We start from the raw sequence: 22,556 nt of genomic DNA, 5'->3' as shown, positions 1-22,556 counted from the left end.
ACCCCCGTTGGTCGTCACGCCAACTCTTCCTCCGGCACGACATCGACCATCGCCTGGATGCTCTGCCCCCCGCCGCCCACGAACAGGCCGTCCATAGGCGCAACATCGGCATAGTCGCGGCCCATCGCGACGAAGATGTGGCCGTTGCCGGTGATGCAGCCATTGGTGGGATCAAAGCCGATCCAGCCGCGCGTCGGCCCGCACCACAGCATGACCCAGGCATGCATCGCGTCCGCGCCGATCAGCCGCGGGCGGCCGGGCGGCGGATCGGTGCGCAGATAGCCGCTGACATAGGCGGCGGGCAGCCCGGCCAGTCGCAGCGCGACCACCATGACATGGGCGAAATCCTGGCACACGCCATGGCGCGCGGCAAAGGCGTCGGCGACCGGCGTGCTGGCGTCGGTCGCGCCGGGATCATAGGCGAACTCGGCGCGAATACGCAGCGCCAGCGCCAGCGCGGCGGCGACCACTGGCCGGTCCGGGTCCAGCCCGTCGCCGACCCACGCGCCAACCTGCGGCAGCAGCGGCGCGCGGGTGGAGGCGTAGAGATAGAGGGCCGGGGCCGATGCGCTCATGTCGCGATCGGCCAGCGCGGCGTTCGCCACCGCGCCGATGGTGGGGTCATCGGGCTGGGGTTCGGGCGGGGCGCTGTCAGCCACGCCGACACGAAAACGGCTCTCGATCGTCAATTGCCGGATCGGGCTTTCGATCACCAGCCGGGCGACATGAACCGGCCAGGCGCCGGGCCGCGATTCGATGGTGGAGGGGGCGGGATCGACCGTCAGCGCATAGTCGGACGTCCATTGCCCGGCCCAGGGCGCGGGGCGCAGGCGCAGGTTGAACCGGGCCAGCCGCATCGGCGCGGCATAGCGCAATATGGTCTGGTGGCGGACATGGTAGATCATGACAGCAGGTCCGCTCCATCGGCCTTTTCCGCCTTGCGCACTTGCAGGAAATAGCGCTGGCCGATGGCGTCGGACAGGGCCAGCAGGCGGCTTTCGACGTCGTCTATGTCACCGATGGTCAGCATGTCGCCGGTCAGCGGGCTGAGCCGGGCGACCAGTGCATCGGCCAGGCGTCTGGGTTCCTCCGGCATGCCGTCCGCGCGCAGCGTCGGCAGGGCGGCGACATGGTCGGCCAGACGCTGCGCCTGATAGACGATGGCGCGCGGATTATACGGCTCCAGCGCGACAAGATCGCGCACCGGCGGCAGCGCCGGGCCGGTCAGATAGCGGGTACGATAGCTGATCTGGCTATCATTAAGGTCCAGCAGGACGGTCAGGTCGTCCGCGCTCGCGCCTTCGCCGCCGAACAGGCCAAGCAGGCGGCAGCCATTGATCGCCCGCTCCATCCGTCGGCCCATATCGTGAAAGCGCCAGCCATCGCTCCGGCCCATATTTTCCGCCGCCAGCCCCGACAGCGCCGAAATCCGCTCGATCATGCGCGACGATGCGTCGAGCAGCGTTTCGGTCACCGCGCCGTCAAATGTCGGCAGCGGCAGGCGAACGAGCCGCCAGAAGTCGCTTGCCAGCCGGTCGCGCAGCCCTTCGCCGATATTGCCGACGCTCGCCATCAGCGCCCGGACGCTACCCGATTGGCGCGCGTCGCCCAGCGCGGTCGCACAGATCGGGCCGATGGGGCCGCCGCCATCACGGGCGATCGCGCCCCACAGCACCAGTTGCCCGACCAGCCGGTTCATCGTCGGCGATGCAACCGACGGGCCAAGGTCGGCCTCTATCGATCCGCCGACGATGGCGCGGATCAGCCGCAGCGTCATTTCCGTCCGCTCGATATAGCGGCCCAGCCAATAGAGATTGTCCGCCGCCTTGGCCGGCAACATCCCGCCGATCCGCCGGATCGCGGGCGCGCCGCCGCCCAACAGGGTGTCGGGCGGCACGGCTACGCTATCGACCACGCACATGTCGGCGGACATGTCGCCCTTGCCCATCAGCGCGGCGCGGATGTCGCCATGGCCCGCCAGCCGCGCAAAGGCGCCGGGCATCACCCGCCACTGGCCCTGCGCGTCGCGCGCCACGAACACGCGCAGGGTGAAGGGCAGGGGGGTGAGGCGCCCGTCGACCACCGCCGGGGTGGTGGACAGCTTCACCAGTTCCTGCCCCACATAATCCATCGGCCGCCGCGCCATCGCTTCGGCCAGCATGGCGCGTTGCTTAACGTCCAGCGCCGATCCGGGGGTGAAGCGCGCATCGGGCAGGCCCGCCACATCCTGATCGAAGGCCGATCCGACGACCAGTTGATCCAGCCGGTCGCGCACATAGGCGCGCTCCCCGCTCTGCCCGCACCACCAGGTCGCGATATTGGGCAGGATCAGGTCCGCGCCCAGCAGCGCCTTGCTCAGTTGCGGCAGGAAGGCAGCAAAGGCGCGCGATTCGATCACGCCCGCGCCCGGCCAGTTGCTCAGCACCAATCCGCCGCGCGCGCAGGCGTCGAACAGGTCGGGCACGCCGATGCGCGACTTGCTGTCGAAGGCCAGCGGGTCCATGAAGCGGCTGTCCATCCAGCGCCACAAACCATCGATGCGCTTCAACCCCTGAATGGTGCGGACGAACAACTGCCCGTCCGTGACGATCAGATCGTCGCCCTCGACCAATAACAGGCCCAGATACCGGGCCAGATGCGCCTGTTCGGCATAGCTCTGGTTGAAACGACCGGGCGTCAGCAGACCGATGCGCGGGTCCGATCGTTCGCAATCGGCGGCCAGTCCCCGGCGCAGATCGTCGAAAAAGGGGGCCAGCCGCCGCGTGTTCATCGCACCCAGCAGGTCGCCGGTCGCGCGCGACCAGGCCAGGCGGTTTTCCAGCGCATAGCCAACGCCCACCGGCGTCCGTACCCGGTCGGCCAGCACGCGCCATTCGCCCGCCGGGCCGCGCCCGATGTCGGCGGCATAGAAATGCAGATGATGGCCGCGCGGGGGCGGGGTGCTGTTCATCACCCGCCAATAATGCGGGCTGCCGGTGATCACGCTGGCGGGCAGCTTGCCGTCGCGGACCAGCGACTGGCTCCCATAAATATCGCCGATCACCTGTTCCAGCAATTCGGCGCGCTGGGCCAGGCCCCGCTCGATATGCGCCCACTCGGCCGCATCGATCAGCATCGGGATCGGCCCCAATGGCCAGGATCGTTCCTGTTCGTCCCCGGTCAGGCGGAACGCCATGCCCAGGTCGATCGCCTGCCGCGCGACATTGTCCGCCAGCATGGCCGGGTCGCCCTGCGCCTGCGCCGACAGCCGGTCCAGCATCGTGCGCCAGCGTGTCTGCATGGCGGGCGATGCACCGGCGTACAGGTCGCCCGCCGGTGCATTGGCCAGATAGGCGTCGGCCCAGTTTGCATATATGGCGGTTTCCACCCGGTCGCCCTTACGCGCCCGGATGCCTGAAACGCAGGTCCAGCGTCATCGGAAATTCACCGGCCGGTTCGGCGGCGGGCATATCGACCGGGCCGGGGGTGTGGCCATGGTCCTGAAAACGCGCCTTGCGCCGCGCTTCGGCTTCATAACCGTTGATCGGCAGCGTGTCGTAATTGCGCCCGCCTGGATGCGCGACATGATAGACGCAGCCGCCCAGCGACCGGCCGCTCCAACTGTCCAGCACGTCGAAGGTCAGCGGCGCGTTGACGGGCAGGTTGGGGTGCATGCAATTGGCAGGTGCCCATGCCTTGTAGCGGACACCGCCAACCCCTTCGCCCGGCACCGACGTCGCCGTCATCGGCACCTGCCGGCCGTTGCACGCAACGATATGTCGCCCGGCCACCAGACCCGTGGCGCGGACCTGCAACCGCTCGGTCGAACTGTCGACATAGCGCACCGTGCCGCCGATCGCCCCGGTTTCGCCCAGCACGTTCCACGGTTCGAGCGCATGGCTGATTTCCAGCCCGACGCCGCCCGCGTCGACACTGCCGTGGATGGGGAAGCGGAACTGCCGCTGCGCCTCGAACCAGTTGGGATCGAAATCATAGCCCGCGCCGCGCAGGTCGGACAGGATTTCAAGGAAATCGGCCCAGACGAAATGGGGTAGCATGAAGCGATCGTGCAGCGTCGTCCCCCAGCGCACCAGATTGCCCTGCTGCGGCTGCCGCCAGAACCACGCCGCCAGCGCCCGGATCAGCAATTGCTGCGCCAGGCTCATCCGCGCTTCGGGCGGCATTTCAAAACCGCGAAACTCCAGCAGCCCCAATCGCCCGGTCGGACCATCGGGCGAGAACATCTTGTCGATGCAGATTTCGGTGCGGTGGGTGTTGCCCGTCACATCGACCAGCAGGTTGCGGAACAGCCGATCGACCAGCCAAGGGGCCGGGGGCGCGCCTTCCCCGGCAAAGGGGTTTGGCACCTGCGCCAGCGCGATCTCCAGTTCATACAGGCCATCATGCCGCGCCTCGTCGATGCGCGGCGCCTGGCTCGTCGGCCCGATGCACAGGCCCGAAAACAGGTAGGAAAGCGAAGGGTGCCGCTGCCAGTAGAGGACGAAGCTCTTGAGCAGGTCGGGCCGCCGGATGAACGGCGAATCGTTGAGCGTCGGCCCGCCCAGCACGATATGATTGCCCCCGCCGGTGCCGACCGACCGGCCATCGACCATGAACTTGTCGGCGGTCAGGTCGCATTCGCGGGCATAGGCGTATAGCTGTTCGGTGATCGCGACCGTTTCGTCCCAACTGGATGCGGGATGGACATTCACCTCGATCACGCCGGGGTCGGGCGTGGCTTTCAGCACCGCGATGCGCGGATCGGGCGGGGGCGAATAGCCCTCGATCCGCACCGGAATCCGCAGGGCCTCGGCTGCCGCCTCGACCTCTGCGATCAGCTCCAGATAATCTTCCAGCGCCTGCACCGGCGGCAGGAATACCGACAGATAATGGCCGCGCGGCTCCACCGTCACGGCGGTGCGGACCGCCCCTTCGATAATGACCTGTTCCACCCGGTCCTGCGCAGCGGCGCCGCCCTCTGGCCCCGCGACCCGCTGCGATTGCTGCGCGCGCACGTCCTCGACATCGGCCTGCTGCATCACCTGCGCCCGGAAATCGGGCAGGGGCTCGCGCGGCTCGCTAGTGTCGCGCGGGTGGATATAGGGATAGTCCGACGGCGGCACATAAGGCAGGGAGCCGAGCGGCAGGCGATACCCCAGCGCCGAATCCCCCGGCACCGCGAACAGCTTGCCGCGCCGCAATTGCCAGATTTCGCTTTGCCAGCGAGGCGTGCTCGCCTGCGACTGCCAGCGTTGCACCGGCAGGACATAGCCGATCGGCTGGTCCAGCCCACGCTCGAACGTCTTGACCATCCGCGCGCGCGCTTCGGGATCGCTGATCTTGGGGTCGTCGGTGGTGGCGTTGATCGGCAGTTCCGATTCCTTGATCGACCAGACCGCCGGATCTTCAAAGACTGCATGGGTATAGTCGTCGGAAAAGCCCATATGGGCCGCCATATGGCTCAGGAAAGCGCGGGCGTCGTCGGGCGTCACGGAGCGCGCGCCTGCCGGTGCATCATCGGGCGCGATCAGGCTTTCATCGTGCCAGATCGGCGTGCCGTCCGTCCGCCAATAGACGGCATAGGCCCAACGCGGCAGGCTTTCGCCCGGATACCATTTGCCCTGTCCATGATGCAGCAGGCCGCCCGGCGCGAACTGGCCGCGCAGCTTGCGGATCAGCCGGTCGGCATAGGCCGCCTTGGTCGGGCCGACCGCATCGCCATTCCATTCGCCCGCATCGCCGCCATCCACCGCCACGAAGGTCGGCTCGCCACCGATCGTCAGCCGCATGTCCTGCGCCTGCAAATCCGCGTCGACCTTTGCCCCCAGCGCCATCACCGCGTCCCATCGCTTGTCGGTGAAGGGCTTGGTGATCCGCACCGCCTCGGCAATGCGGCTGACGGTCATCGCGAAATCGAAATTGACCTCGGCGGGTTCGGCCATGCCGCTGATCGGCGCGGCGGACTTGTAATGCGGCGTCGCGCAGAGCGGGATATGCCCTTCGCCCGCGAACATGCCGCTGGTCGCGTCCAGCGCCACCCAGCCAGCGCCCGGCACATAGGCCTCCGCCCAGGCGTGCAGGTCGACGACATCCTGGCTGACCCCCTTTGGCCCCTCGATCGGCTCGACGTCCGCGACCAGCTGGATCGAATAGCCCGACACGAAGCGCGCGGCAAAGCCCAGCCGACGCAGCAATTGCACCAGCAGCCAGGCGGAATCGCGGCATGACCCGGTGCCGATCTCCAGCGTCTCCTCCGGCGTCTGGACGCCCGCTTCCATGCGGATGACATAGCCAACCTGCTGTTGCAGGCGGCGGTTCACCTCGACCAGGAAATCGACGGTGCGGCTTTCATGCCCGGCATATTGGTCCACCATCTTTTCGAACAGCGGCCCTTGCGGCTCGACATCGAAATAGGCGGCCAGATCGGTTTTCAGCTGCTCGTCATAGGCGAACGGATAATTTTCCGCGTACGGTTCCACGAAGAAATCGAACGGGTTGATGATGTCGAGATCGGCCAGCAGGTCGACCTCTATCGTGAAATGATCCACTGGCTCTGGAAAGACGATGCGCGCCAGCCAGTTGCCGTGCGGGTCCTGCTGCCAGTTCAGGAAATGCCCCGCCGGTTCGATTTTCAGCGCATAATTGGGCACTTTGGTCCGGCTGTGCGGCGCGGGGCGCAGGCGGATGACCTGAGGACCAAGCCGGATCGGGCGGCTGTAGCGATAGGCAGTGCGGTGGTGGAGCGCGGCTTTGAGCATGGCGGGATCAAACGCTACCCCCTGTTGCAATGCAATATGCAAATGGTTCGGGGGGCAAAGAATCTGCGCGGCTCCGGCCCGCCCCGGCGATGCAGCGACAAGTCACTGGACCCCGCCCGCCAAACCCACTACCCTTGCCGCCATCCCCGGGGGACCGTCCGCAGACGGTTGAGAGGCGGCTTTGTGGCCGCGACCCGCTGAACCTGATCCGGCTAACACCGGCGTAGGGAGGGTTAAGCGCGCACTCACACCGCCCGCATTCTCTCTCTTTCGCTGCAAGGAGAGTGACTTATGGCAGACGTCCCCGCCCGTACAGAGATGCCCGAAGCCGAAGGCTTCATCCGCCGGCAGGCGGCAATGAACGTCACCACTGGCGCTATCCGTGGATCGAAGAAAATCCATGTCGGCCCGCTCAACGTCGCGATGCGCGAAATCACGCTGGAACCGGGCAGCGGCGAGCCGCCGGTGCGAGTCTATGACACGTCCGGTCCTTACACTGATCCCAATGCGCAGATCGACATCATGGCGGGCCTGCCCCAATTGCGCCGCGACTGGATCATGGCGCGCGGCGATGTGGAGGATTATGATCCGCGCGCGGTAAAGCCCGAAGATAACGGCCTCAAAGGCCCGGATCGCTCCGGCGGCGTCGCCCAATTCCCCGGCCACCACCGCCGCCCGCTGCGCGCGCGGTCCGGCATGAACGTCAGCCAGATGCATTATGCCCGACGCGGCATCATCACGCCGGAAATGGAATATGTCGCGGAACGCGAAAATCTGGGCCGTGCGCGCCTCGCCGAATATATTCGCGACGGGCAGGATTGGGGCGCGGCCATCCCCGATTATGTGACGCCCGAATTCGTCCGTGACGAAGTCGCGCGCGGCCGGGCGATCATCCCCAGCAACATCAACCACCCCGAATCCGAACCGATGGCGATCGGCCGCAATTTCCTGGTCAAGATCAACGCCAATATCGGCAACTCAGCCGTCGCCAGCGACGTCGCCTCCGAAGTCGACAAGCTGGTCTGGTCGATCCGCTGGGGCGCGGACACGGTGATGGACCTGTCCACGGGCCGCAACATCCATGACACGCGCGAATGGATCATCCGCAACTCGCCCGTGCCGATCGGCACCGTCCCCATCTATCAGGCGCTCGAAAAGGTCGGCGGCGTGGCCGAGGAACTGACCTGGGATATCTTCCGCGACACGCTGATCGAGCAGGCCGAACAGGGCGTCGATTATTTCACCATCCATGCGGGCGTCCGCCTCGCCTATATCCCGATGACGGCGAAGCGCGTCACCGGCATCGTCTCGCGCGGCGGCTCGATCATGGCGAAATGGTGCCTCAGCCATCACAAGGAAAGCTTCCTCTACGAGCATTTCGACGAGATCACCGAAATCTGCAAAGCCTATGACATTGCCTACAGCCTGGGCGACGGCCTGCGCCCCGGATCGATCGCGGACGCCAATGACGAAGCGCAGTTTTCCGAGCTCTACACGCTGGGCGAACTCACCAAACGCGCCTGGGCGCAGGATGTGCAGGTGATGATCGAGGGGCCGGGCCATGTCCCCATGCACAAGATCAAGCAGAATATGGACAAGCAACTCGAAGCCTGCGGCGAAGCCCCCTTCTACACGCTGGGGCCGCTCACCACCGACATCGCGCCGGGATACGACCATATCACCAGCGGCATCGGCGCGGCCATGATCGGCTGGTACGGCACGGCGATGCTCTGCTATGTCACGCCCAAGGAGCATCTGGGCCTGCCCGACCGCGACGATGTGAAGGTCGGCGTCGTCACCTACAAGCTGGCCGCCCACGCCGCCGACCTTGCCAAGGGCCATCCCGCCGCCAAGGTCCGCGACGACGCCCTGAGCCGCGCCCGCTTCGAATTCCGCTGGCGCGACCAGTTCAACTTGAGCCTCGACCCCGACACCGCCGAACAATATCACGACCAGACGCTCCCCGCCGAAGGCGCGAAGTCAGCCCATTTCTGCTCGATGTGCGGCCCCAAATTCTGCTCGATGAAAATCACGCAAGAGGTCCGCGATTTCGCCGCCAGGCAAAATCAGGACGCCGACACCTTCATCGCCGCCAATCCTCCCCGGCACGGGGAGGGTGGAGGGGGCGCACCGCTGGACGCCGCCACCGCCGAACAGGGTATGGCGGAAATGAGCCGGGTGTTCAGGGAAACCGGCAGCGAGCTATATATGGGCGCTGGGGACAGGGAACGGGATTGAGGGGTCGGATGATCCGGTATTGGTTGAACAGATTTTTGGGACGATCGGTCCGGCAACCGTTGGCTGTAGCTAATTACTCTCCGTTGCCGCCGCATCCAGCCAATGTGCCGGGCACATTCTATGTTGAGGATGGTTGCTGCATATCCTGTGGCGTTTGGGAAGATGTGGCCCCCGATGGAGAAACGCCACATTGCTATGTTTCCCATCAACCAGAAACCGAGGATGAGTTTGGTCGGATGATGGACGCAATGCACGTTGGTGAAGTGGATTGTATCAGAGCGCGGAATTGCCGCCCCGATTGGGCGGAGCATTTAAGAAGGGCAGGACTGGGCGATCAGATCGATTCCGATTAAATTGGCAATCGCGACATATTGCGTTATAACCCCCGTATGAACGCGCCCCTCAAAATCACGAAGATCGGTAACAGCGCCGGGGTCATCCTGCCCAAGGAGTTGCTGGCCCATCTGCACGCCAGTGCCGGAGACAGCCTCTCGGTCGTCCTTACCCCGCGCGGGATCGAACTGTCTGCCGCCGAACCGGATTTTGATGCGCAGATGGCGGCGGCGCGCGATGTCATGGCGCGGCGCAAGCGGGCGCTGCGTGAACTCGCCAAATAATGGCGGACCGGGACTGGGTCTGGGTGACGCCCGCCGTGGCGGAGGCGGCCCATGCCGAACAGATTGCCGAACATGGCGGCGGGGGCGACGGGCTGCGGGATCGCGGCCTGTTTGAAAGCGCCATGGCGCGCCCGCACAATCAGATGCTCTATGGCGATCCTGACGCGGCGGCGCTGGCGGCGGCCTATGCCTATGGTCTCGCGCGCAATCATGCCTTTATCGACGGCAACAAGCGGATCGCGGCAGTGGTCAGCGAAACCTTCCTGCTGCTCAACGGCTATCGACTGACCGCGACCGACGCCGAACTGGTCGTTGCCTTCCTTGAACTCGCCGCCGGCAATCTCACCGAAACCGACCTGGCCGACTGGTTCCGCCAGCATATCGCCGCCGCCTGAAGCCCGCACCTGTCCTACGGCGCCGGTTGCTGCTAACCTGCGCCCCGGCTCCTTCCCACCGTCTGCTTTTCCTGCCCCGACAGCGCACCCTCGCGTTGCTCGTCCGCCGACTTTGGGCAAAATTTCCATGCGCGACATGGGCGAAGTTTGCGAACTTCCGCGCCGATTACATCTTGCGACAATTCCCGCTGGCCATTGCCAATATTTTGCGACAACTGCCCGCTAGAGGAGAGGCAAGAGATATTGTCCGGGGGTAAATGCGTGCGCCGATCCACTTCGTTCGTCCTGTTTTCGCTGATGCTGGGGGCCGCGCCCGGCGCGCTGAGGGCGCAAGTCGCGCCGCAGGCCGATCCGCAAATGGACGATGGCGAGGAAATTGTCGTCACCGGCCAGCCACAGCGCGGCGCGGTGCCGGGCAAGATCGAGCCTGAGCAACAGCTTAGCGGCGCGGATGTGCGGGCGCTGGGCGTGACCTCCATTTCCGAACTGCTCACCGAATTGTCGCCCCAGACCAACGGTTCGCCCGTCATCCTGCTCAACGGCAAGCGGATTTCCAGCTTTTCGGAAATTTCCGACCTGCCCTCCGAAGCGGTCGCGCGGGTCGACATATTGCCCGAACAGGTCGCGCTCTCATACGGCTATGCCGCGACGCAAAAGGTCGTCAACATCGTTCTGCGTCAGCGTTTCCGCGCCGAAACCGTCGATCTGCGCGGCGGCACCACCACCGATGGCGGGCGCGACAATGGCCAGGCGGAGGGCGGCTTCCTGCGCATCCAGGGCGATAATCGCTTCACCCTGAACGTCAAATATCGCCGCGCCGCGCAATTGCTGGAAAGCGAGCGCGACATCGTCAACACCGGCGCGTCCCGCCTCACCGCCACCACGCGCGGCGCGGAAATCGACCCGGCGCTCTCCGCACTGGCAGGTGCGATCGTGACCCAGACCAGTGTTCCCGCCAGCGCTGCGACGGCCCTGCCGACGCTGGCCAGCTTCGTGCCGGGCGCAACGACAAGCGACGCGGTCGACCTCACCCCCTATCGCACGCTCAGCCCCGCGACCGAAAATTTCAGCGCCAATGCGACCCTGGCCCGCGCCCTGGGCGGCGTGTCGGCGACGATCAACGGGCGGCTGGAACTGTCCGACAGCGATTCGCTGCAAGGCCTGTCGCGGGCCGCGCTGACCCTGCCTGCGGCCAGCCCTTTCTCCCCCTTTGCCAATGACGTCGCGCTTTCCCGTTATCTGGTTCAACCCGGCGCATTGGGGCAGCAGGTGCGCGGCACGACGGCGCATGTCGGCGTCACGCTGAACGGGCGGCTGGCGGGTAGCTGGCAATGGTCCTTCACCGGCAATGGCGACCTGTCGATCACCCGTACCCGCACCGACAGGGGCGTGGCGACCGGCGCGATCCAGGCTGCGCTCGATGCCGGCGACGCCAGCGTCAGTCCCTATGGCAGCTTTGCGCCCGACCTTCTCGCCACCCGCCTGACCGACCGGGCCCGCGCCAGGTCGCAGGCGGTGCAGGGCGATCTGCTGATCAGCGGCGCACTGTTCGACCTGCCAGCCGGGCAGGCGATGACGTCCGTACGTATCGGTGCATCGGCCAACGGCTTTGAAAGCCGCTCCACCCGTGCCGGAATAGAAAGCCGGTCCGACTATAACCGTGAAATCGGCAGCGGGCAGGTCAGCATCGACCTGCCGCTCACCAGCCGGTCTCGGCATGTGCTGGGCGGCATCGGCGACATTGGCGTGAACCTCAACCTCGCCGCGCAGCAGCTTTCCGACTTCGGCACCCTCTCGACGATCGGCTATGGCCTGCGCTGGCAGCCGGTCAAGGCGGTGCAGTTTTTGATGTCCGCCAATCAGGATCGCGCCGCGCCGACCGGCACGCAGATCACCGACCCGCTGGTCGCCACCCCCAATGTCACCGTGTTCGACTATGCGACCGGACAGAGCGTGTTCGTCACCCAATTGTCGGGCGGCAATGCGAACCTGCGCGAAAGCGTGCGAGACCAGTTCCGCCTCAGCGCCAATATCAAGCCGCTCGCCAAGCCCAATCTGACGCTGACCGCCACCTATCTCAACAGCCGCACCAGCAACCCGATCGCAGCCTTCCCTTCGCCCACCCCGGCGATCGAGGCGGCCTTCTCCCAGCGCTTCCTGCGTGACGCGGACGGCAATCTGCTTCAGATCGACACCCGCCCGACCAACTTCCTGGCGGCGCAAAGCGAGCAACTGCGTTGGGGTTTCGATCTGTCGATCCCGATCAAGTCGCATATCCAGAAGGTCGTCGAAGCCTGGCGCGCGGCAGGCGCCAAGCCGGAAGACCGTCCGCCCGAATTGCAGGGCCTGTTTGGCAATCGCCAACCCCGGCCGGAAGGCGCCCGCCCACCCGGCGAAGGCGGCGACCGGCCGCGCGGCGAGGGTGGCACGGGTGCTGGCGGTGGACGTTCCGGCGGTCGCGGTTCTGGTGGCTTTGGCGGTTCGCGTGGCCCCGGCGGCGGTAGCGGGCGGCTGAGCTTCAGCCTCTATCACACCTGGCATCTGACCGAGAGCATCACGATCGCGCCCGGCGTGCCGCAACTCAACCTGCTGGATGGCGACGCGACCGGATCGTCAGGCGGCCAGCCGCGTCATGAACTGGAAGGGCGGATCGGCTATATGAATAACGGCATCGGCGCGCGGCTGGGCCTGGACTGGGAAAGCGGCACCCATGTCGATGGCGCGCTTGGCGGCAGTTCGCGGCTCGATTTTGGCAGTCTGGCGACGGTCAATCTGCGTCTGTTCGCCAATCTGGGCCAGATGCCGCAACTGGTGAAGTCCGTGCCGTTCCTGCGCGGCGCGCGATTGTCGATCGGTATCGACAATATCTTCAACCAGCGTCGCGAGGTCACCGACGCGAGCGGAATGACGCCGCTGCGTTACCAGCAGGATTATCTCGACCCGCTGGGCCGCGCAGTTACGATCAGCTTCCGCAAGCTCTTCTTCCCCAATTTTGCCGCCAATAATGGGCCACGTAGTTAAATGGGTGTTAGCCACGTCTAAAGCCTGTTCCGCCCCGGTCGTTATGATGCTCATAAACGGTTCGGGGAGACGGCAGATGAAGCCTATCAGAATTGTGGTGGTCGACGATTCGCTCACCATCCGCGCGATGATCGAAACGCTGCTCGAACGCGACCGCCGGGTTGAGGTGGTCGGCATCGCGCGCGACGGGGTGGAAGCGATAGAGATGATCCGGGCCGAAAAGCCCGATGTGGTGACGCTGGACATCGCCATGCCAGGCAAGGACGGCATGACGATATTGGACGAGATCATGGACATGGAACCATGCCCGGTGATCATGCTGTCCAGCCTGATGCGGGACGGCGCGCCGATCGTCGCCGAAGCGATGGACCGGGGCGCTGCGGCCTGCTTCAACAAGGCGATGATCGTGCGGGAAGCCACCCGCTTCGTGACCCTGATCAAGAGCGTGGCGCGCGGCCTGATCGAGGCGGAAGCGGAACCGGTCGCGATCGCCGCCTGACCAGATCTGGACAAGGAAAAGGGGGGCAGAAGCATATCGCTTCCGTCCCCCTTTTCCTGTGCCCATCAGTCTGGGCTCGATGAATTGGAACTGGCCAACGCCATTGCCTGCGCCGTCCCGCTGGCGGGTTTTATGGTCGTGTGATTGTTGGACAGGATATAGGCGCTCAGCGTCGCAATGCCCAAAAACAGCGCCGCGCCAATAACCGCCAGGCCGTTATGCCCGCTGCGGCTGGTCCGCTCCTGTCCATCGCGATCATCCCTATAATGCATCGGCAGTCTCCATTGAGTTGGTGTGCCGATGATAATCTCCGCTCAGATGTGCAGTTCCAGCCTGATTTCGTGATATTTTATTGCTGAGACCGACAGTTGCGACGCCGTCAGGATGCCAATGCCTTGGGCGCGTTGCGCAGCGCTCCAATGTCCACCGCTCCGGCAAACTCTACGCCCATGCGGTCGTCCTTCGACCAGCGGGCGGTGGCGTTGACGAACTGGCCTTCGCTCAGTTCGATCGCGAACAATGTGCCCAGCGGCACGTTCCACAACCCTTCGATCAGGGCGCCGGTTGACGATATGTTGCGGACCCGTCCGGTATAGACATGGCCGTCATGATGCACGGCTATCGTGCGCAACATGGTCTTGCGCGCGGGACGACTGGACTGGAAGCCGTCCGCCGACGCCGCCGAACCATTGACCCGCTGACTTGCCAGAACGTCGGCGGCGGGCATCGGGCGACCATAGATATAGCCCTGGATATGGCTGCACCCCAATTGCCGGATCAACGCCAGTTCATCCTGCGTCTCCGCGCCTTCGGCCGTCGTATCCATGCCCAGCGCTTCGGCCAGGCTGACGATCGCCTTGATGATCGCGCTGTTGCGGCTGCCCTTGGTCGCGGCTCCGCGCACGAAGCTCTGGTCGATCTTGATCTTGTCGAAGGGCGCTTTTTTGAGATAGCCGAGCGAGGAGTAGCCGGTGCCAAAATCATCGAGTGCCAGCCGCACGCCCAGTGCCTTGAGCCGCGCAAACATGGCGTCAGTGCCGTCATCGTCGTTCAGGAATACGCTTTCGGTAATCTCCAGCTCCAGCCGTTCCGGCGCCAATTGCGCGCTGGCCAGGGCATTCATGACGGTCGACGGAAAACCGGGATTGGCAAATTGTGTCGGCGACACATTCACCGCAACGCGGATGTCATCGAGCCACTGGACGGCGTCGCGGCAGGCGGTGCGCAGCACCCATTCGCCGATTTGCGCGATCAGGCCGGTATCCTCGGCGATCGGGATGAACAAGGCGGGGGAAATCGGCCCCCGCACCGGATGTTCCCAGCGCAGCAACGCTTCATAGCCGGCAATCTGCTCCGTCTTGGACGACACCACCGGCTGGTAGACCAGATGCAGCCCGTCGGCGGCCAGCGCGTGGCGCAGATCCTCCTCCAGCTGGCGGCGATCTTCGGCATCGGCATGCATGTCCGACGAATAGAAGCGGTGGACGCCGCGGCCATTGCCCTTGGCCGCATAGAGTGCCAGGTCGGCGTTGCGGATCAGCGCGTCGGCTGTCACCCCGTCCTGCGGACAAGATGAAATGCCGATCGACACGCCGATGACGACCGCCGTTCCCTCGATCGAATAGGGTTGCGACACGGTGGCGATGATGTTCTGCGCCAGTTGCGCCAGTTGCGCCTGATCCTGGCGACCCGGCAGCAATATCTTGAATTCATCACCGCCCTGACGCCCGACCAGGCCCCGGTCGCCTACGACCCGCTGCAATCGCTGGCTCACCTGCCGCAGCAGTGCGTCACCTGCCGGATGGCCCAGCGTATCGTTGACGCTCTTGAACCGGTCCAGGTCCAGCATCATCAGCGTGCAATCGCCCGCTTTGCCATGCCGGTCGGCCACAGCCTGCTCCAACGAACGCAGCATCTGAATGCGGTTGGCGAGGCCGGTCAGTGAATCGAACTGGGCCAGCCGCGTGACTTCCGCCTGGCTGCGACGCATTTCGGTCAGGTCGGTGCCTGATCCGCGAAAACCGTGGAACTGGCCATATTCATTGAATACCGGCTGGCCGGAAATCGACCACCAGCGTTCCTCCTTCGCCATGGCAGCGCGGACGGAAATGTCGGAAAAGCCAGTGCGTGCCGACAGGTGAAAACCCAGCGTGCGCTCCCCATCGCCCTGCTGCTTGTCGCCGGGGCGGATCATTTCAGTGATCGGCCGGCCGATCAGCCCACCCTTGGGCGCGTCCAATGTGCGAACGAGTGTATCGGAAATATAGGTCAGGCAACCCTGCCGGTCGGTTTCCCAGAACCAGCCGCGCCCGGTGCGCTCATGCTCCTGCAAAAGCCGGTCAGATCGCTGCGCACGCAAATCCTGCCGCTGGCGTTCGATGGCCCGCTCGCGGTCCGCCGTCGCCTGTCGCAGCGTGGCGACTGCCATGATGATAACGCAACTGACCAGCAGGCCGATCTGCGCCGGGCCCGCCTTTGCCGCCACCGACACAAGCAGCGCACCCAGAAAATAGCTGATCCCCAACAAACGGCGGTCGCCCACGATGCATACCGCCAGCAGCGCGACTGCCAGTTCCGGCACAGCGGCCAGGAACAGCGAGTCCGACACCGTTTTCGGATCATGCTTTAACCACAGGCTGAAGCTGAGGCCGGACAGGAACAGCATTGGCAGCATCAGCCAATTCTGGATGTGGGGCATCCGCTCCTGAAACACCGGCCAGCGCGGCACCAGCATCAACGCGCCGTCCACCAGCAGCATCACGACCAGGACGCCGAACTGCTGCGCATCATCGGGACGGAAGAGCGGGATGCCCAGCAGGCTTATCACGCACAGCTTGGACAGCAGGATCAGCGGCCATAGCCGAGCGATCTGGACGAATGCGCCTGAAATCCAGGACGCGGCCACCTCGGTCCCGCTCTCTGCCAGCCCCAGCGCGACCATGAGGGACATGGAGCGGGAGGGAGTATCGGACAGGGACGCGCGCAATCGAGACATGCGCGTTGTTTAACGTCCGTTCCTTTACATAGAATTACTTCAAATAAGGGGACTTTTGCATGTTTAACGACACTAAACGCGCTCGTTAGACATGGCTTTGGTCACACCCGCATCGGCATCAATACATAGAGCGCAGGGCTGCGGTCATTCTCGCGGATCAGCGTAGGCGCGGCGGCATCGGCCAGATGCAATTCGACCGTCTCGCTGTCGATCTGTCCCAATATGTCGAGCAGGTAGCGCGCGTTGAAGCCGATGTCGAAACCCTCGCCCTGAAACACGCCGGACACTTCTTCGGCGGCGGTGCCATTTTCGGGGCTGGTGACCGACAGGGTGATCTTGTCGCGGTCCAGGCTCATCTTGACCGCGCGGGTCTTTTCGGTCGCGATGGTCGCAACGCGATCAACCCCTTCCTCGAAGCTGCGCGGGTCGATCTTGAGCAGCTTGTCGTTGGCGGTCGGGATGACGCGGCTATAGTCGGGGAAGGTGCCGTCGATCAGCTTGCTGGTCAGGATCGCGCTGCCCAGGCCAAAGCGGATCTTGCTGGCGGACAGCGAAATCTGCACCGACCCTTCGACCTCGTCGAGCAATTTGCGCAGTTCGCCGATGCATTTGCGCGGGACGATGATGCCGGGCATCCCGTCCGCGCCATCGGGACGAGGCACGGTGACGCGGGCGAGGCGATGGCCATCGGTCGCCGCGGCTTTCAGCACTGGCTGGCCATCATCGGACACATGGAAATAGATGCCGTTCAGATAATAGCGCGTCTCTTCGGTCGAGATCGCAAAGCGCGTCTTGTCGATGATCTGCTTCAATGTTTCGGCGGGCAGTTCGAAGCTGGTCGGCAGGTCGCCCTCGGCGATCACCGGGAAATCGTCGCGGGGCAGGGTGGACAGGTTGAAGCGCGCGCGCCCGGCCTGAATCAGCATCTTGCCATCGGCCGCCGCCAGCGACACCTGGCTACCTTCGGGCAGCTTGCGCGCAATGTCGAACAAAGTGTGGGCGGATATGGTGGTCGCGCCAGCCTGCTCCACCTGCGCCGAAATACTTTCGACCACCTGCAGGTCCAGATCGGTCGCCATCAGCTTGATAGCGCCGTCCGCCGACGCTTCGATCAGCACGTTGGACAGGATCGGAATCGTGTTGCGCCGCTCGACCACCGACTGGACGTGGCTCAGGCTCTTCAACAGCGTCGCGCGTTCGATGGTGGCCTTCATGTCCCTGTTCTGTCCGTTTCTTTTTCTGCAAGTGCCCGGATGCAGTCGAATCCGGGTGACTATGATGGATGGTTCTTCATAACCGCTGTTGCGGCATGGGCAAGCACTCGCTCGCGCTTTCGCGCAGCAGCACCCTTGCAAAACGGGACAGGGTGCGCTCTGCCTTGGCAGATGAGCCGCATCGCCGCCTGTCTGATGATCTTGCTGCTGGTCGCATCGCCTGCGTTCGCGCGTGATTCGCTGGGCATGTTCGAAACCTGGGGGGCGTTCCGGGATCCCGCCACGCCGCGCTGTTACGCGATTGCCCGCCCCGTCAAGCGCGCCGGGCGGGTCAGTCCGGGCTTCGCGGCGGTCGGCACCTGGCCACGGCAGAAGGTGCGCGGCCAGGTCCATTTCCGCCTGAGCCGCAACCGTGCGGACAAGGCGCCAGTGACGCTCACCGTCGGCGAACGCCGCTTCACCCTGGTCGCGGGGCGCAGCGACGCCTGGGCCGCCGACGCCCGCGGCGACGCCACGATCATCGCCGCCATGCGATCCGCCAGCAGCATGAGCATCCAGACCAGAGACGCGCAGGGCCGCGCCTTTGCCGACGCCTACGCCCTGCGCGGCGCGGCGACCGCGATCGACGCGGCCGCGCTGGGGTGCGCGCGGCTGCGGTAAAGCGGCAACGCTTTAATCGTCGCCGAAAATCGACTATGGGCGCGATCATGCAATCAGCCGCCAACCCCATCATGCCGATTCCCGGCCTTGTCGACCCTGTGCCCGTGCCGCGCGCCGTGACGCCGCGCGCCGATGGCCGCACCGACCTGCTCGGCCTGTCGCGCCCGCAGATCAAGTCGGTGCTGGAGGAAGCGGGGCTGGACGCAAAAGCCGCCAAGCTGCGCTCCAAACAGCTGTTCCACTGGCTCTATCATCGCGGCGAGACGGATTTTGAAGCGATGACCGACCTTGCCAAGCCGATGCGCGGCTGGATGGCGGAGCGCTTTGTCGTCGGTCGCCCGCAGGTGGTGGAGGCGCAGGTTTCGAACGATGGCACGCGCAAATGGCTGCTCCGGTCGGACGACGGGCAGGATTATGAAATGGTGTTCATCCCCGATGCCGATCGCGGCACGCTGTGCGTGTCGAGCCAGGTCGGCTGCACCCTCAACTGCCGCTTCTGCCACACCGGCACGATGCGACTGGTCCGCAACCTTACGCCGGGCGAAATCGTGGGTCAGGTCATGCTGGCGCGCGATGCGCTGGGCGAATGGCCCAAGGGGAATATGGGCAGCGCTGCCGCGGTGCCGGACGATGAAGATGAGGACGCCCCGCAATATTCGCCCGACGGGCGGATGCTGACCAATATCGTCATGATGGGCATGGGCGAACCGCTTTATAATTTCGAGCATGTCCGCGATGCGCTGAAAGTCGTCATGGACGGCGATGGCCTTGCCCTCTCGCGCCGCCGCATCACCCTGTCGACCAGCGGCGTCATTCCGATGATGGCGCGCGCCAGCGAGGAAATCGGCGTCAATCTGGCCGTCTCGCTGCATGCCGTGACCAAGGAAGTGCGCGACGAACTGGTGCCGATCAACAGGAAATATGGGATAGAGGAACTGCTCCAGGCCTGCGCCGACTATCCCAAGGCCAGCAATGCGCGCCGCATCACCTTTGAATATGTGATGATCAAGGACAAGAATGACAGCGATGAGGATGCGCGCGAACTGGTCCGCCTGATCCGCAAGTATAAGTTGCCGGCCAAGGTCAACCTGATCCCGTTCAACCCCTGGCCCGGCACGGACTATGAATGTTCGACGCCCGACCGGATTCGCGCGTTCAGCAGCATAGTGTTCGAAGGCGGCATTTCGGCCCCGGTCCGCACCCCCCGCGGGCGCGACATCATGGCGGCCTGCGGACAACTCAAATCGGCCAGCGAAAAGAAAAGCCGCGCCGAACTCGACCGGCTGGCCGAGGAAAAGCAGGCGGCGCTCGGCTGATCGTCGCCCCACGGCGACAGGATGCAGCAAGCCCCGCCCGCAACGGCGGGGCTTTTCATTGTGGGGGACTGACGATGACCGATGAAGAGATTGAGCGGCTGGCGACCGGCTTTTGCGGTTGCACCCTGCCCAAGGCGGCCTGGACCCACGGCGCGCATTTTGCGACCGCCCTTTGGCTGATCCTTCAACGTCCCGACATCGTACCGGAACGCGATATGCCCGACATGATCCGCCGCTATAATGAGAGTGTGGGCGGGGTGAACAGCGACATGGGCGGCTATCATGAAACCATCACCCAGGCATCGTTGCACATGACCCGCATGACACTCGCCGCCCTGCCGCCGGACTCAACGCCCGCCAGCGCCTTCGCTGCGCTGATGGCGTCGCCGCTGGGGAACAAGGACTGGCTTTTCGCTTACTGGTCGCGGGCGACGCTGATGTCGGTTGCGGCGCGCAGGGGCTGGGTCGCACCGGACCTCAAACCTCTGCCTGCATAGAAAAAGGGCGGCCCCACGGACCGCCCTTTCCCTTATTCCAAACTGATCGACAAGGATCAGAAACGGAAGCCGACGCCAACCATCGCGGCGTCACGACCACCGATATTCTGCTCATATTCGGTGCGCTGATATTCAGCCGAGATATAAGTGTTGGGGGTCGCGGCGAATTCCAGACCGCCGCCGAAACGGACGCCCTCGAACGCCGCGCCAACGCCCAGCGTTTCGATGCGGGTAGTGGCATAGCCGACCTTGCCGAACGCCAGGACGCGCGGGGTGGCGACGAAGCCGAGGCGCAGCGACGCGGCGAGATCACGGCTGATTTCCACGCCGGAATCGCCGACAGTGGTGTCGCCCAGGCTGACTTCGACGCCGCCGGTGATGCGCGGTGCGAGCGCCAGGTCATAGCCGGCGGTCACGCCATAGGCGAAGCCGTCCTCGTCACCCGCATTGTCATAGCCCAGCGTCACGCCCGCGCGCGGCCCGGTGAAGGGCGCAGCATCCTGAGCGAAAGCAGGGGCCGAAACACAGGCAGCAGCGATCGCTGCGAAAATCACAGTTTTCATAAAGTCCTCAATATATATTCATGGCCGAATGGCTAATTCATCCAGCGTTCAGGTTCGATGCAAAGAAATAACGATAAAAATGACATGGTTCCTCTTGCCCATATATCCACCTTGTCAGTGGCTTATATGGTTGCGATCGGCATCGTCGTCGCGCAATCGCCATCTAGGTTGGCTCTTTTCGTTTGCAAAGGGGCAAGGTCTTTATTTCAAATGATTTCAACTGTCTGTTGCAAAAGTGTAACAACATGATGGAATGGCAGGCGCGCGCCATTGCGAACAGCCGTGGACTGGGCCGCGCGATCGGTTAGGATAGGGACCATGGACAGCCAGACCCCCAAGAAGGCAACCGGCACAGTCAAGCGGCACCGCCTGTCGACGCGGCTGTGGCACTGGCTGAACGCAGCCCTGCTCTACACGCTGTTCACCAGCGGGCTGGGCATCTTCAACGCCCATCCTCGTCTTTATTGGGGGCATTATGGTGCGAATTTCGATGCCGCCTGGCTCGAACTGGATCGCTTCCCCGGATGGCTTACGCTGCCTGCGTTTTATAATCTGGCCATGTCGCGCCACTGGCACCTGACCGCTGCGCCGATCTTTGCCTTTGCGCTGCTCTTCTACATGCTCTGGAGCCTCGCCAACCGGCACATCGCCCGCGATCTCGCCTTCCGTCGCGATGATCTCGCCCCGCGTCATATCTGGCAGGACATCAAGGACCACGCGCGGCTGCGCTTTCCCACCGGCGACGCGGCGTTGCGCTACAATGTGCTGCAAAAGGCCAGCTATATCGGCGTCATCTTCATTCTGTTGCCGCTGATCATCCTGACCGGGCTGACCATGGCGCCCGGCATGAATGCGGCGTGGCCATGGCTGGTCGATCTGTTCGGCGGACGGCAATCGGCGCGCTCTCTCCACTTTATCGCCGCCTTCGCGCTGGTCGCCTTTTTCCTCGTCCATATCCTGATGGTGCTTCTTGCCGGGCCGGTGAACGAGGTGCGATCGATGATCACGGGCCGCTATCGCGTGCCGGAGGAACGCCCATGATTCTCACCCGCCGCCATTTGCTGTTGGGCGCCACAGCGACGCTGGCGGGATGCGACCGGCTTGGCCGTAACGAGGCCGTGCGGGAAGCCCTCTTCTCGGCCGAAAATTTCCATCGCTGGGCGCAGCGCAGCCTGATGGCGCGTGACGCGCTGGCGCAGGAATTCCGCCCCGATCAGATCTCGCCTATCTTCCGCGCCAACGGTACGGCCAATCCCAATACGCCTGCCTATAAGGCATTGTGGCGCAGCGGCTTTGCCGATTGGCGACTGCCTGTGACCGGACTGGTGGCGCGCCCGCTGTCGCTGTCTTTGGCCCAGTTGCAGGCGATGCCTCACCGCACCCAGATCACCCGCCATGACTGCGTCGAAGGCTGGAGCGCGATCGGCAAATGGCGCGGCGTCCCGCTCAAACCCATATTGGAGACCGCGGGACTGAGTGACCGCGCGCGTTATCTCGTCTTTCGCTGTGCCGACGATATGGGCGGGGGGCGGCCATATTATGAAAGTATCGACCGGTTCGACGCTTTCCATCCCCAGACGATCCTTGCCTATGCGCTCAACGATCGCCCGCTGACTGTCGCCAACGGCGCCCCGCTCCGTCTGCGTGTCGAGCGGCAATTGGGGTATAAGCAGGCCAAATATCTGATGGGGATCGAAGCCGTCGCGACCCTGGACGGCATCGGCAAGGGCAAGGGCGGCTTTTGGGAGGATTATGCCGGTTATGATTGGTATGCGGGGATTTGATCTGCGTTCCTGTGAGTGAC

Annotated in this window: 17 protein-coding genes and 1 riboswitch; of the genes, 10 read left to right on the top strand and 7 right to left on the bottom strand. The window is 64.4% G+C overall.

The genetic code is table 11. From position 1 onward, the window contains the following. Positions 1 to 14: 14 nt before the first annotated feature. From AC07X9_RS11750 to AC07X9_RS11740, 3 genes are read right to left on the bottom strand one after another with little or no spacing between them, the layout of a single operon-like run. Positions 15 to 905, bottom strand: a complete 891-nt coding sequence (locus tag AC07X9_RS11750) for a transglutaminase family protein (RefSeq protein WP_017181153.1) — start codon at positions 903 to 905, stop codon at positions 15 to 17. Then, on the bottom strand, positions 902 to 3,367 hold the full coding sequence (locus AC07X9_RS11745; RefSeq protein WP_017181152.1) for a circularly permuted type 2 ATP-grasp protein: 2,466 nt from the start codon (positions 3,365 to 3,367) through the stop codon (positions 902 to 904). The genes AC07X9_RS11750 and AC07X9_RS11745 overlap by 4 nt, the downstream gene beginning before the upstream one ends. A 10-nt stretch (positions 3,368 to 3,377) precedes the next feature. Further along, entirely contained in the window at positions 3,378 to 6,737 is a 3,360-nt protein-coding gene (locus tag AC07X9_RS11740) for a transglutaminase family protein (RefSeq protein ID WP_017181151.1), read from the bottom strand. A gap of 137 nt (positions 6,738 to 6,874) precedes the next feature. Continuing rightward, a riboswitch (TPP riboswitch) is annotated at positions 6,875 to 6,984 on the top strand. Positions 6,985 to 7,028: 44 nt separating this feature from the next. Between AC07X9_RS11740 and thiC the strand changes: the two genes are divergently transcribed. The 5 genes from thiC to AC07X9_RS11715 all read left to right on the top strand — a co-directional run bounded on the left by thiC (position 7,029) and on the right by AC07X9_RS11715 (position 13,507). Continuing rightward, the gene (gene thiC / locus AC07X9_RS11735) at positions 7,029 to 8,975 is read left to right on the top strand and encodes a phosphomethylpyrimidine synthase ThiC (RefSeq protein ID WP_026002063.1); all 1,947 of its coding nucleotides are present in this window, start codon (positions 7,029 to 7,031) and stop codon (positions 8,973 to 8,975) included. Between the two features lie 389 nt (positions 8,976 to 9,364). Then, positions 9,365 to 9,592: an AbrB/MazE/SpoVT family DNA-binding domain-containing protein gene (locus tag AC07X9_RS11730; protein ID WP_017181149.1), complete on the top strand. Its 228-nt coding sequence runs from the start codon at positions 9,365 to 9,367 to the stop codon at positions 9,590 to 9,592. Next, positions 9,592 to 9,987 (top strand): type II toxin-antitoxin system death-on-curing family toxin, encoded by a 396-nt coding sequence (locus AC07X9_RS11725; RefSeq protein ID WP_017181148.1) that lies wholly within the window; start codon positions 9,592 to 9,594, stop codon positions 9,985 to 9,987. Before AC07X9_RS11730 ends, AC07X9_RS11725 begins: the two co-directional genes overlap by 1 nt. A 261-nt stretch (positions 9,988 to 10,248) precedes the next feature. Beyond that, on the top strand, positions 10,249 to 13,008 hold the full coding sequence (locus tag AC07X9_RS11720) for a hypothetical protein (protein WP_017181147.1): 2,760 nt from the start codon (positions 10,249 to 10,251) through the stop codon (positions 13,006 to 13,008). A gap of 76 nt (positions 13,009 to 13,084) precedes the next feature. Then, positions 13,085 to 13,507 (top strand): response regulator, encoded by a 423-nt coding sequence (locus AC07X9_RS11715; RefSeq protein WP_026002061.1) that lies wholly within the window; start codon positions 13,085 to 13,087, stop codon positions 13,505 to 13,507. A 65-nt stretch (positions 13,508 to 13,572) separates the two neighbouring features. Here AC07X9_RS11715 and AC07X9_RS11710 read toward each other — a convergent pair whose 3' ends face one another. The 3 genes from AC07X9_RS11710 to dnaN form a co-directional block, all read right to left on the bottom strand. Further along, entirely contained in the window at positions 13,573 to 13,779 is a 207-nt protein-coding gene (locus AC07X9_RS11710; RefSeq protein ID WP_017181145.1) for a hypothetical protein, read from the bottom strand. 107 nt (positions 13,780 to 13,886) lie between these two features. Further along, a complete protein-coding gene (locus AC07X9_RS11705; protein ID WP_026002060.1) occupies positions 13,887 to 16,502 on the bottom strand; it encodes an EAL domain-containing protein in 2,616 nt (871 codons plus the stop codon). 101 nt (positions 16,503 to 16,603) lie between these two features. Then, positions 16,604 to 17,716 (bottom strand): DNA polymerase III subunit beta, encoded by a 1,113-nt coding sequence (gene dnaN, locus AC07X9_RS11700; RefSeq protein WP_017181143.1) that lies wholly within the window; start codon positions 17,714 to 17,716, stop codon positions 16,604 to 16,606. A 171-nt stretch (positions 17,717 to 17,887) separates the two neighbouring features. Between dnaN and AC07X9_RS11695 the strand changes: the two genes are divergently transcribed. The 3 genes from AC07X9_RS11695 to AC07X9_RS11685 all read left to right on the top strand — a co-directional run bounded on the left by AC07X9_RS11695 (position 17,888) and on the right by AC07X9_RS11685 (position 20,189). Then, complete coding sequence (locus tag AC07X9_RS11695; RefSeq protein ID WP_017181142.1) at positions 17,888 to 18,376, top strand: hypothetical protein; 489 nt, start codon at positions 17,888 to 17,890, stop codon at positions 18,374 to 18,376. 47 nt (positions 18,377 to 18,423) lie between these two features. After that, positions 18,424 to 19,692 carry a dual-specificity RNA methyltransferase RlmN gene (gene rlmN / locus AC07X9_RS11690; protein ID WP_026002059.1) on the top strand — a complete coding sequence of 423 codons (1,269 nt, stop codon included), beginning with the start codon at positions 18,424 to 18,426 and terminating at the stop codon, positions 19,690 to 19,692. Positions 19,693 to 19,766: 74 nt separating this feature from the next. Further along, a complete protein-coding gene (locus AC07X9_RS11685) occupies positions 19,767 to 20,189 on the top strand; it encodes a hypothetical protein (protein WP_017181140.1) in 423 nt (140 codons plus the stop codon). Between the two features lie 56 nt (positions 20,190 to 20,245). Here AC07X9_RS11685 and AC07X9_RS11680 read toward each other — a convergent pair whose 3' ends face one another. Then, positions 20,246 to 20,752: an outer membrane beta-barrel protein gene (locus AC07X9_RS11680; protein WP_017181139.1), complete on the bottom strand. Its 507-nt coding sequence runs from the start codon at positions 20,750 to 20,752 to the stop codon at positions 20,246 to 20,248. A gap of 318 nt (positions 20,753 to 21,070) precedes the next feature. On the opposite strand from AC07X9_RS11680, the gene AC07X9_RS11675 reads away from it, so the two are divergent. Then, entirely contained in the window at positions 21,071 to 21,793 is a 723-nt protein-coding gene (locus AC07X9_RS11675) for a cytochrome b/b6 domain-containing protein (RefSeq protein ID WP_017181138.1), read from the top strand. After that, the gene (locus AC07X9_RS11670) at positions 21,790 to 22,536 is read left to right on the top strand and encodes a molybdopterin-binding protein (protein ID WP_017181137.1); all 747 of its coding nucleotides are present in this window, start codon (positions 21,790 to 21,792) and stop codon (positions 22,534 to 22,536) included. Before AC07X9_RS11675 ends, AC07X9_RS11670 begins: the two co-directional genes overlap by 4 nt. Positions 22,537 to 22,556 lie beyond the last annotated feature (20 nt).

It is taken from the genome of Sphingobium sp. GW456-12-10-14-TSB1, from assembly GCF_059424385.1.
Note: the sequence above shows the minus strand (reverse complement) of the source record. Positions and strands in the feature narration are given on the sequence as shown.

Bases quoted from the DNA above. Each gene is read 5' to 3' on its own strand.
- AC07X9_RS11730 (WP_017181149.1), top strand. From the start codon at position 9,365: ATGAACGCGCCCCTCAAAATCACGAAGATCGGTAACAGCGCCGGGGTC.
- AC07X9_RS11685 (WP_017181140.1), top strand. From the start codon at position 19,767: ATGACCGATGAAGAGATTGAGCGGCTGGCGACCGGCTTTTGCGGTTGC.
- AC07X9_RS11695 (WP_017181142.1), top strand. From the start codon at position 17,888: ATGAGCCGCATCGCCGCCTGTCTGATGATCTTGCTGCTGGTCGCATCG.
- AC07X9_RS11715 (WP_026002061.1), top strand. From the start codon at position 13,085: ATGAAGCCTATCAGAATTGTGGTGGTCGACGATTCGCTCACCATCCGC.
- AC07X9_RS11670 (WP_017181137.1), top strand. From the start codon at position 21,790: ATGATTCTCACCCGCCGCCATTTGCTGTTGGGCGCCACAGCGACGCTG.
- AC07X9_RS11675 (WP_017181138.1), top strand. From the start codon at position 21,071: ATGGACAGCCAGACCCCCAAGAAGGCAACCGGCACAGTCAAGCGGCAC.
- dnaN (WP_017181143.1), bottom strand. From the start codon at position 17,716: ATGAAGGCCACCATCGAACGCGCGACGCTGTTGAAGAGCCTGAGCCAC.
- AC07X9_RS11750 (WP_017181153.1), bottom strand. From the start codon at position 905: ATGATCTACCATGTCCGCCACCAGACCATATTGCGCTATGCCGCGCCG.
- rlmN (WP_026002059.1), top strand. From the start codon at position 18,424: ATGCAATCAGCCGCCAACCCCATCATGCCGATTCCCGGCCTTGTCGAC.
- AC07X9_RS11725 (WP_017181148.1), top strand. From the start codon at position 9,592: ATGGCGGACCGGGACTGGGTCTGGGTGACGCCCGCCGTGGCGGAGGCG.
- AC07X9_RS11710 (WP_017181145.1), bottom strand. From the start codon at position 13,779: ATGCATTATAGGGATGATCGCGATGGACAGGAGCGGACCAGCCGCAGC.
- AC07X9_RS11740 (WP_017181151.1), bottom strand. From the start codon at position 6,737: ATGCTCAAAGCCGCGCTCCACCACCGCACTGCCTATCGCTACAGCCGC.
- thiC (WP_026002063.1), top strand. From the start codon at position 7,029: ATGGCAGACGTCCCCGCCCGTACAGAGATGCCCGAAGCCGAAGGCTTC.
- AC07X9_RS11680 (WP_017181139.1), bottom strand. From the start codon at position 20,752: ATGAAAACTGTGATTTTCGCAGCGATCGCTGCTGCCTGTGTTTCGGCC.
- AC07X9_RS11705 (WP_026002060.1), bottom strand. From the start codon at position 16,502: ATGTCTCGATTGCGCGCGTCCCTGTCCGATACTCCCTCCCGCTCCATG.